At 72.5% G+C, this 9,662-nt stretch carries 10 protein-coding genes and 1 rRNA gene; 7 read left to right on the forward strand and 4 right to left on the reverse strand.

Annotation, left to right across the window (positions count from 1 at the left end):
• Nucleotides 1–163 precede the first annotated feature (163 nt).
• From ACFXMG_RS14260 to ACFXMG_RS14270, 3 genes are read left to right on the forward strand one after another with little or no spacing between them, the layout of a single operon-like run.
• Complete coding sequence (locus tag ACFXMG_RS14260) at nucleotides 164–1,069, forward strand: diiron oxygenase (protein WP_383819568.1); 906 nt, start codon at nucleotides 164–166, stop codon at nucleotides 1,067–1,069.
• Between the two features lie 28 nt (nucleotides 1,070–1,097).
• The gene (locus ACFXMG_RS14265) at nucleotides 1,098–2,762 is read left to right on the forward strand and encodes an FAD-dependent oxidoreductase (protein WP_383819571.1); all 1,665 of its coding nucleotides are present in this window, start codon (nucleotides 1,098–1,100) and stop codon (nucleotides 2,760–2,762) included.
• A 59-nt stretch (nucleotides 2,763–2,821) separates the two neighbouring features.
• Complete coding sequence (locus ACFXMG_RS14270) at nucleotides 2,822–3,394, forward strand: DUF6328 family protein (RefSeq protein WP_383819573.1); 573 nt, start codon at nucleotides 2,822–2,824, stop codon at nucleotides 3,392–3,394.
• Between the two features lie 52 nt (nucleotides 3,395–3,446).
• On the opposite strand, the gene ACFXMG_RS14275 is transcribed toward ACFXMG_RS14270, so the two are convergent.
• Entirely contained in the window at nucleotides 3,447–4,025 is a 579-nt protein-coding gene (locus ACFXMG_RS14275; RefSeq protein ID WP_383819575.1) for a Type-2Aa cytolytic delta-endotoxin, read from the reverse strand.
• Between the two features lie 72 nt (nucleotides 4,026–4,097).
• Entirely contained in the window at nucleotides 4,098–4,877 is a 780-nt protein-coding gene (locus ACFXMG_RS14280; protein ID WP_383819578.1) for a LysR family transcriptional regulator substrate-binding protein, read from the reverse strand.
• Between the two features lie 113 nt (nucleotides 4,878–4,990).
• Between ACFXMG_RS14280 and ACFXMG_RS14285 the strand changes: the two genes are divergently transcribed.
• From ACFXMG_RS14285 to ACFXMG_RS14300, 4 genes are all read left to right on the forward strand, one after another.
• Nucleotides 4,991–5,401, forward strand: coding sequence for a DUF5997 family protein (locus tag ACFXMG_RS14285; RefSeq protein WP_383819580.1), 411 nt, complete (start codon nucleotides 4,991–4,993; stop codon nucleotides 5,399–5,401).
• Between the two features lie 54 nt (nucleotides 5,402–5,455).
• On the forward strand, nucleotides 5,456–6,388 hold the full coding sequence (locus ACFXMG_RS14290; protein ID WP_383819583.1) for a universal stress protein: 933 nt from the start codon (nucleotides 5,456–5,458) through the stop codon (nucleotides 6,386–6,388).
• A 29-nt stretch (nucleotides 6,389–6,417) separates the two neighbouring features.
• Complete coding sequence (locus ACFXMG_RS14295; protein WP_383819586.1) at nucleotides 6,418–6,927, forward strand: NUDIX hydrolase; 510 nt, start codon at nucleotides 6,418–6,420, stop codon at nucleotides 6,925–6,927.
• Nucleotides 6,928–7,030: 103 nt separating this feature from the next.
• The gene (locus ACFXMG_RS14300; RefSeq protein WP_383819588.1) at nucleotides 7,031–7,828 is read left to right on the forward strand and encodes a VOC family protein; all 798 of its coding nucleotides are present in this window, start codon (nucleotides 7,031–7,033) and stop codon (nucleotides 7,826–7,828) included.
• Between the two features lie 22 nt (nucleotides 7,829–7,850).
• Here ACFXMG_RS14300 and ACFXMG_RS14305 read toward each other — a convergent pair whose 3' ends face one another.
• Nucleotides 7,851–9,452 carry a hypothetical protein gene (locus ACFXMG_RS14305; protein WP_383819591.1) on the reverse strand — a complete coding sequence of 534 codons (1,602 nt, stop codon included), beginning with the start codon at nucleotides 9,450–9,452 and terminating at the stop codon, nucleotides 7,851–7,853.
• Nucleotides 9,453–9,585: 133 nt separating this feature from the next.
• Nucleotides 9,586–9,662, reverse strand: a 5S ribosomal RNA gene (rrf, locus tag ACFXMG_RS14310); the annotation flags it as partial.

Raw genomic sequence — 9,662 nt, forward strand, 5'->3', positions numbered from 1 at the left:
CCGGCGAGAAAGTCCGTACCGGGGGGTAGCCCGCGCGGAGCCCTTGCTATACGTTCCGTCTAACAAGCTTGCTAGACACCGCGTCTAACAAGCGAGAGAACGACCACGAGCACCACCAGAACGACCACGACGAGCCGACCGCGTGATCCAAGGAGCCGCAACGATGGCCAGCAGCACCGTTCGCCCGGACAACCACGACCAGGACGACGTCGCCGAACGGCTCCTCCGGTCGGCCGCCAAGCTGAGCTACGACCCCCACGTCGAGGTCGATTGGGACACCCCGCTCGACAAGGGCTTCCACGGACAGAGCCCCGAGTGGAACAGCCTCTACGGCACCGCCTACTGGCACGAGATGACCGAGGAGCAGCAGAAGGAGCTGACCCGCCAGGAGTCCGCCTCCGTCGCCTCCACCGGCATCTGGTTCGAGATGATCCTCCAGCAGATGGTCCTCCGGGACATCTACCGCACGGACCACACCGACCCCCGCTTCCAGTGGGCGCTCACCGAGATCGCCGACGAGTGCCGCCACTCGATCATGTTCGCCCGCGGCTCCCAGAAGCTCGGCGCCCCCGCCTACCGGCCCAAGCGCGCCGTCATGGAGCTCGGCCGCGTCATGAAGACCGTCGGCTTCGGCGAGGCCGCCTACGCCGGCATCCTCGTCGCCGAGGAGGTCCTCGACGTCATGCAGCGCGACTGGATGCGCGACGAGCGGGTGGTCCCCTTCGTGCGGACCATCAACAACATCCACGTCGTCGAGGAATCCCGGCACATGAAGTTCGCCCGGGACGAGACCCGCCGCCACCTCGCCCGCGCCGGCCGCGCCCGCCGCCACTTCCAGGCACTGATCGTCGCCGTCGCCGCGTACTACATCATCACCAGCCTGGTGAACCCCGAGGTGTACGTCAGGGCCGGCCTCGACCCCGAGCGCGCCCGCCGCGAGGCCGCCGCCAACGAGCACTACAAGGCGCGGCTGCGCGCGAGCTGCTCCGGCCTCATGGAGTTCCTCGGCGACGTCGGCATGCTGACCCGCCCCGCCGTCCACTTCTACCAGCGCGCCCACCTCCTCTGACCCCGACGAGCCGAGCCGAGCCGCCGCCATGACCTACGCCATCACCCAGACCTGCTGCTCCGACGCCACCTGCGTCGCCGTCTGCCCGGTCAACTGCATCCACCCGACGCCCGACGAGCCGGACTTCGGCACCACCGAGATGCTCTACGTCGACCCGAAGACCTGCATCGACTGCGGGGCCTGCGCCGACGCCTGCCCGGTCGACGCGATCTTCCCCGTCGACCGGCTCACCGGGCCGCTGAAGAAGTACGAGGCCATCAACGCCGCCCACTACGAGGGCCGCGCACCCGCCCCCGTCCTCGCCTCCCCCACCTTCCACCCCTGGGGCGAGCCGGACTTCGCCCGCTCGCTCCCCTCCGACTTCGCCCCCCTCCGGGTCGCCGTCGTCGGCACCGGCCCCGCCGGCATGTACGCCGCCGAGGACCTGCTGCTGCACACCAACGCCGAGGTCACCCTCATCGACCGGCTCCCGGTCGCCGGCGGGCTCGTCCGCTACGGCGTGGCCCCCGACCACCCGGGCACCAAGGGCGCCGGCGACACCCTCGCCCGCTTCCACACGCACCCCCGGGCCACCGTCCGCCTCGGCGTCGAGATCGGCAAGGACGTCACCCCCGAGGAGCTCGCCGCCCACCACGACGCCGTCGTGTACGCGGTCGGCGCCCCGTCCGACCGGCGCCTCGGCATCCCCGGCGAGGACCTCCCGGGCAGCCTCTCCGCGACCTCCCTCGTCTCCTGGTACAACGCCCACCCGGAGACCGCGCCCGAAACGGTCGCCCTGGGCGCGGCCGAGCGGGCCGTGGTCGTCGGCAACGGCAACGTCGCCCTCGACGTCGCCCGCATCCTCGTCTCCGACCCCGACGCCCTCGCCTCCACCGACATCGCCGACCACGCCCTCGCCGCCCTGCGCGGCGCACGGATCCGCGAGGTCGTGCTCCTCGGCAGACGAGGCCCCGAGGACGCCGCGTACACCGCCTCCGAACTCCTCGCCCTCGCCCACCTGCCCGGCGTCGACCTCGTCCTAGACACCCACGACCCCCGGATCGCGGCGACCGTCGACGCGGCGGCCCCGGGCGACAAGGCCGCCCTCCTCAAGGACACGGCCCGCGAGACCGTGGACTGGACGCGGACACCCGGCGCCGACCGGCGCCGGATCGTCCTCCGCTTCCACTCGGCGCCCGAGGAGGCCGTCGGCCCCGACGCGGTCCGCGCCGTCCGCGCGGGCGGCGCGGACGGCCCCGCCGAGATCCCGGCCGGGCTCCTCGTCCGGGCCATCGGCTACCGGGGCGTCCCCCTCGCCGGACTCCCCTTCGACGAGGCCACCGGCACCGTCCCGCACACCGCCGGCCGGGTCGACGGCATGACCGGCACCTACGTCGTCGGCTGGATCAAGCGCGGCCCCTCGGGCGGCATCGGCGCCAACCGGAGCTGCGCCGCCGAGACCGTCGGCAGCCTCCTCGCCGACGCCGTCGACGGCCGCCTGCCGAAGCCGACCGGCTCCGCGAAGGCGTTCGCCAAGCTCGCCCGCGGCCGCAGCGGACACCTCGTGGACGCCCGCGGCCTCGCCGCCATCGACCGGGCCGAACGCGCCCGGGGCGCGGCGGCCGGACGCCCCCGCGTCAAGCTCGCGACCCTCCCCGAACTGGTCGCCGCCGCCCGCCGCGGCCGGCTGCGCGGACCGGCGGGCCGGGGCTGAGCCACGAGAGGCACCCGGATCGGGGCATACGGGGGCGGGGGCGGGGGAACTCGCCCCCTATGACCACAGGTGACCAGGTCAAGCACGACGACCGCGACGACGGCCGCGACGAGAGCCCGGAAGAACGGGCGGACCGCCGATGGTCCGAACTCCTCCAGGAGCTGCGGGTGGCCCAGACCGGCACCCAGATCCTGTTCGGCTTCCTGGTGGCCGTCGTCTTCCAGCCGCGCTTCGCGGAGCTCGGCACACCCGACCGGATGCTCTACGTCGTCACGGTGTGCCTCGGCGCGGCGACCACGGGCGCGCTCGTCGCGCCGGTCGCGGTGCACCGGCTGGTGGCGGGCCACCGGATGAAGCCCGAAACGGTGACGTGGGCGGCGCGCCTGACGCTGGTCGGCGTGGTGCTGCTCGCCCTCACGATGATCTCGACGCTCCTGCTGATCATGCGCATGGTGCTCGACGACGGGATCGCGGTCTGGGTGGCCGTGGGGCTGGCGCTCTGGCTGGCGCTCTGCTGGTTCGTGGTCCCGCTGATCGCCCGAAGCCGCAACAGCAACGGCAACGGCAGCGGGAGCGAGAAGAAGAAGGGGAACGGCGACAGCGGCGACAACTACGGCCCCTGGCCCCGTTGAGCATCCGCACTGAGCATCCGGCCCGGGACGGCGGGCCGGCGGAAGCGGCGGATCAGGCCGCGACGGGCAGCGGACGCCGCAGCACGATCGCGTTCAGACCGACGCCGAACGGCGCCGTGTCCGTCAGACCGAGCCCGAGCACCTGCTCCTTCGGCAGCTCCACGGTGACGTCCACACAGAACGCCAGCGCGTGCAACGCCTCCCCGGAGCCCTCGTCCTGGAGGGCGAAGAAGAGGTCACGGTAGTACCGCGTGCGCTCCCCGGTCTCCTCGTAGAACGACAGACCCGGCTGCCCCACCTGGTCACCGAGCCCGGTGAAGGCGGCAACCAGCTCCCGCTCCACCGTCCCCCAGAAGCCCGCCTCCGCGCACTCGGCCGGCAGGGCCTGGCGGACGGCCTCCTTCAGCGAGAGCACCATGACGAGCAGCGGCGCGTACTCCTTGAGACCCCAGCCCCGCACCATCCGGACGATGGTGCTGTCCGGAACGGCCGCGGCCGCCTGATGGATGGCCTCGAAGTCGAAGTTGACGGTGGCGGGGGCGATCGCCTCCTGGAAGACCCGGTCGATCGACCGGGCCTCTTCGAGATGGGCGGGCGCCACCTCGACGACGGTCCTGAAACTGGCGGCCAAAGGCTTCTCCTGTCCTCAGGGCCCACCGAGGTGGGCACGTGATCATCAGGAGGAGTATGACGAGGGCTCCGCTCAGCGCCCTCGGCGGGGCTTCCCGCCGCGCCCCGCGGCACCGCCCTTGCCCTTCACGGGCTTCCCGGACCGCGCCGGCTTCGCCCCCGTCGCCTTCTTCGCCGGCTTCGGGGCCGCCTTCACGGCCTTCTGCCCCTTCTGGGCCTCCGCGCGCCGCCCCCGGGTGCTGTTCACGGTCCGGCCCCGCACGATCCCGATGAACTCCTCCACCAGGTCGGGGGCCTCCTCGGCCTTCGGCCAGGACAGCGCCACCCGCGACTGCGGTACGCCGCCGATCGTGCGGTACGTGAGGTCCTTGCGGTGGTGCAGCCGGGCCAGCGACTGCGGCGCGACGAGCAGGCCCACCCCGGCGGCGACCAGCTCGATCGCGTCGGCGGTGGTCTCCGGCCGCTGGAACGCGGGCCGCCCGGGCGGCGCCTCCCAGCCGAGCGTGTCGTCGAGCGGGTGCAGCACCAGCTCCTCGGCCAGATCCTCCGGGGTCAGCTCCTCGGCCGCGGCGAAGTGGTGGTCCTTGGGCACGACCACCACGCTGGTCTCCTCGTACAGCGGGATCGCGGCCAGGTCCTCGCCGTCGACCGGCAGCCGCAGCAGCGCGGCGTCCGCCCCGCCGTCCCGCAGCACCCCGAAGACCTCACCGGGCGTGACCTGCACCAGCGTGAGCCGTACGTCGGGCAGCCGCTGCTCCCAGATCCGCACCCACTTCGAGGGCGTGACACCGGGCACGTAGGCGAGCCGGAAGGCCGTGGCGTCGGGGGCGGGGGCGAGTGGGGAGTCTGTCACCCCGCAAGATTACCCGCCGCCGGACCGGCCACCCGCGCGGACGGGCCCCGTCGGCGCAGGTGGGAGCACGGCCGTGGTCGGAGAAGGTCCGTGTGCTCGATACCCTGGACCCCATGACGTCGCACCAGAACTCCCAGACGATGAAGCCGGCCACCGCGGCCAAGAAGCTGGGCGTGTACCTCGAGGCCACCCCCGCAGCGTTCCAGGAGGGTGTCGTCTCGCGCTCCGAGCTGAACGAGCTCCAGGCGAACCCGCCGGCCTGGCTCAAGGAGCTGCGGCAGAACGGCCCCCACCCCCGCCCCGTGGTCGCCTCCAAGCTGGGCATCTCCATCTCCGGTCTCGCCCGCGGCGGGATCACCGACGCCCTGACCACCGAGCAGATCGAGGCCCTCAAGGCCGAGGCCCCGGAGTGGCTGACCAAGGAGCGCGCCACCCAGGCCGACGTCCGCAAGGAGACCGTCCGCATCAAGGAGCGCAACGCCCAGCGCGACGCCGAGCGGGCCGCCCGCGAGCAGGACACCTGATCCGCTCCTGATCCACCGGCGTGGCGCGGCGCCGGACGAGGGAGGCATTCCCTCATGAACACGCAGAGCGATCCGCCCGTCGTCGCCGCCGTGGACGGCTCCGAGCACAGTCTGCGCGCCCTCTCCTGGGCGCTGGGGGCGGCGGAGACCCTGGGCGCCCCGCTCGTCGTGGCGCACGTCCGCTCCGAGGCCCTCCAGCTGGGCGCCGCCCGGATCGCCTCGCTGGGCACGGAGCCGGAGCTGCCGGACACGGTCCTGGACGCGGTCCGCACCGTCGTGGAGGAGCGGGGCCACGCCGTCCCCGTACGGTACGAGTCCCTGGACGGCACCGTCACCGACGTGCTGCCGGAGGCGGCCCGGGGCGCCCGGCTCCTGGTGACGGGCTCGCGCGGCCACGGCGGCTTCGCCAGCCTCCTCCTCGGCTCCACCGGCCGGTCCCTGGCCGCCCGCGCCCCCTGCCCGCTGGTGGTCGTCCCCCACGAGGCCCGCACCGCCTCCCTGGACAGCGGCCCGAGCGCCGGCCGCGTCCTGCTGGGCCTCCACCCGGAGGAGACCCCGGACGAGGTGATCGACTTCGCCTTCGAGACGGCCTCGCTCCGCCGCGTACCGCTGGAGGCCCTGACCGCGCTCCGCCTCCCGCCGACCCCGTCCGCGCTGGTCGCCGCGCCCTCCCCCGCCTTCCAGATGCCCCCGCCCCTCCCGCTCGCGGAGGACACCGAGGCCCTCCTGGCCGAGACCCACCGGGAGCAGCAGACCCGCCTGCGCCCCTTCGCCGCGCGCCGCCCTGACGTGAAGCTGGTACGCACGGTGTCACCCGGCGACGCGGCCGGCCTCCTGGTCGACGCCTCCGCGGACGCGGCGCTCCTCGTGGTCGGCCGGCACCACCGCCACCGCATCGCGGAACTCCTGGTGGGCTCGGTGGCGCACGCGGTCCTCCACCACGCCGCCTGCCCGGTCGCGGTCGTCCCCCCGGCACCCGAGGGCTGAGCGGGGGCGGCGGCTGGTAGACAGGACCCATGACGCCCGACGTGTACGCCTCCGATCCCGCCGCCGCCTCCCGCAACACCCGCCCGCCGACCCCCACGGCCGCCCTGGGCGCCGGGATCGTCGTGCTCGACGACCGGGGCCGGGTCCTGCTCGGCCTCGACCGCTCGGGCGTCTGGGAGCTTCCGGGCGGCGGCATCGAGCCGGGCGAGTCGATCGAAGAGGCCGCGGCCAGGGAGCTGACCGAGGAGACCACGCTGGTCACCACCGCCACCGACGTCGAGGTCATCGGTCTGCTCCTCGACACGGTGACCTCGTCGGAGCTGACCCGCCTGACGGCGGCCACGGTGGTCCGGGCCTTCACGGGAACCCCGGCCGTCGCCGAGCCCGAGAAGATCGAGCGCTGGCGGTGGACGTCCCCCGACGAACTGCCGGAGGCCCTGTTCCTTCCGTCCGCCCAGGTCCTCGCCGCCTGGCGCCCCGACCTGCCCCTGCCGAAGGCCCCCTTCCACCGCTACACCCTCGGACGGCTCCCGCACTGAGCCGGACCGCGCGCCACCGCGCGGGACGGGCAGGTCGTGACTAGCGTGGACATGGGCCACAAACCACGCCAAAACGTCATCGATCGGAAGCGAGAGTCACGTCATGGCCGTACGACCTGAAGGCACACCGGTCTGGACCGACGCGATGTTCACCGACGCCGCGGGAGCCAAGACGTTCTACGCCGACGTGCTGGGCTGGACCTTCGGCGAGGCGTCGACGGAGTTCGGCAACTACACCCAGGCGTACAAGAACGGAAAGGCGGTCGCGGCCGTCGTCCCGCCGATGCCCGGCGCGGACACCCCACCCCAGTCCGCCTGGTGTCTCTACCTCGCCTCGGACGACGTCGAGGCCACGGCGGAGAAGATCAAGGCCGCGGGCGGCACGGTGCTGATGGAACCGATGCGGGTCGACGACTTCGGCTCCATGTGCATCGCCCAGGACCCAGCGGGCGTGGTCTTCGGCCTCTGGCAGGCCGGCGTCCACGAGGGCTTCGAACTCGAAGGTGAGTCCGGCTCGTACGTGTGGGCCGAGGTCTTCACCCGCGAGCCCGACAAGTCCGACGCCTTCTTCACGACCGTCTTCGGCTACAACAGCAAGAAGATGACCGACGAGCAGATGGACTTCAAGGTCTTCGACCTCGGCGCCGACCCGGTCCTCGGCCGCATGAAGATGCCCCCCGAGGACTTCCCGCCGGAGGTCCCCTCCTACATCCAGATCTACTTCGCCGTCGACAACTGCGACCTGGCGGTCGACGCGGCCCAACGACTGGGCGGCCGCAAGATCTTCGGCCCGATGGACAGCCCCTTCGGCCGTTTCGCCTCCCTCCTCGACCCGCAGGGCGCCGCGTTCGCGGTGATCGACGTCCGGACGACCGTCGGTGAGATGCCGCCCATGGAGTGACCAAGACGGCCGAGGGACGGGCTCAGACGGTGTCGCGCACGGCGACGATGCCGTTGAAGACACCGACGTACGCGGTGCCGTCGGGCCCGAGGGTGATCGGCGCCCAGTTGTTGTCGTAGGCGAGTCCGGTCCCGGTGAACCGGGAGAAGACCCGGCCCCCCGTGCGGAAGTCGACGGCCGTGAGGTACCAGGCGTCGATCCCGAACCCGTGGGGCTGCTTCTCGTAGAAGTACAGCAGCCCGTTCGCGGTCGACAGCTTGGGCACGGTGGACGGCGACTTCACGTCGCTCTCCCACACCGTGTCACAACCGCTTCCGTCGGCCCGTACGTCGATCCGCGTCGCCCCACCCGTGACACTGCGCCCGAAGCCGAGCGACGAGGGGTTCTCGTACCCGTAGTTGTTCTCCACCACGAGGCTGTCGCCCCAGCTGATCAGGGAGTTGTCGGTCGTCGAGGCCCCTGACCGGAAGACCGGCACCTGGCACACCAGCCGCTCCCCCGCCGGCACGTCCGCACCCCGCCGGTAGACGAGCACGTTCATCCGGTCGTCGGCGTTGTCGGTGATGGCCACGTACGCCTCCCGGCTGCCGAAGAGATCGGGGGTCGTCCCCGACCCCTGGTTCACCGACCCGGGCTTCGTCCCGGTCCCCCGGTCGTACGCCTCGCGCCACACGACCTGCGGGGTCCCGTCGCCGGCGGCACGGAACGCGTACAGCGCGTGGTCGGTGACGATCGAGACGCCGTCCTCGGCCACGGAGAACGAGTTCTGGATCTCCTCCCCGTCGAGCCGGATCGCCCGCAGCGCACCGGTGTCCGGGTCGACGGTCCCGACCCGCCCGAGCCGCGTCACCCACCAGATCCGCCCGTCCCAGTCGGGCATCACCGAGGTGACGGGATCACAGACCCCACTGGGCAGGAGACGGGTCCAGGTGACGCAGTCGTGCGGCACGAGCGAGGTCAGGTCCCAGTCGTCCTCGACGGTGAACTCCCAGCCGCCGTCCGGCGTCCGGCCGTGCGCGATCCGCAGCACATGCTGGCGGGAGTCGGCGAGGACCACCCGGTCACGGTCGTCCAGATAGAAGTAGGCCCCACCGGACGTGTCCTTGAAGATCTTCTCGAAGTCGAGGCGGGTGATGGCCTCGACGGTGGAGGAGCGCTGCGGCAGCTTGTACTCGGCGAGCGTGTCCAGCGTGCGCGGATCCAGCAGCTTGAGCAGGAACCCGCCGAAGGTCCCGCACACGGTCACCAGCCGGCCCCCGGAGTCGAAGGTCGCGGTGGCGCACTCCCCGCCGACCGGTGCGATCCGCTCGCTCGTGACCTCGGGACTCCGCCCGAGCGGCGCCGGATAAGGATGGGTGCCACTCCCGGCACCGTCGGCGTGCATCCCGCTGCGCCCGTTGGGCGCGAGGTAGGGGTGCTGAGCCGGCCCTTCCCCGGGCAGCGGCCGGGCGGTGGCGGGGGCGCCTTCGTAGTGGTCGACCAGCCTGTGCCCGAGGGCGAGGGGTATCTCATCGGCCTGGGCGACGGGCGCGGCGCCCGACAGCAGCACCGCGGCGAGCGCGACGGCCAGTGCGGCCGTACGCCCCCGCCGACGGGACGGAGTTGCGGTCACAGCTGCGGTCACAGCGGCTCCTCGGGATCCGAACGTCGATCGCGCCGGCCGCCGACGGTAGGCCCGCCCGCCGAAGAAGGGAAGCGAAATGGACGCAAAAATGCCTCAACCCCCGGACAGAGTCCGAGGGTTGAGGCTAAAGATTGTTCGGCGGCGTCCTACTCTCCCACAGGGTCCCCCCTGCAGTACCATCGGCGCTGAAAGGCTTAGCTTCCGGGTTCG

This window comes from Streptomyces sp. NPDC059201 (assembly GCF_042754585.1).
Lineage (GTDB): Bacteria > Actinomycetota > Actinomycetes > Streptomycetales > Streptomycetaceae > Streptomyces.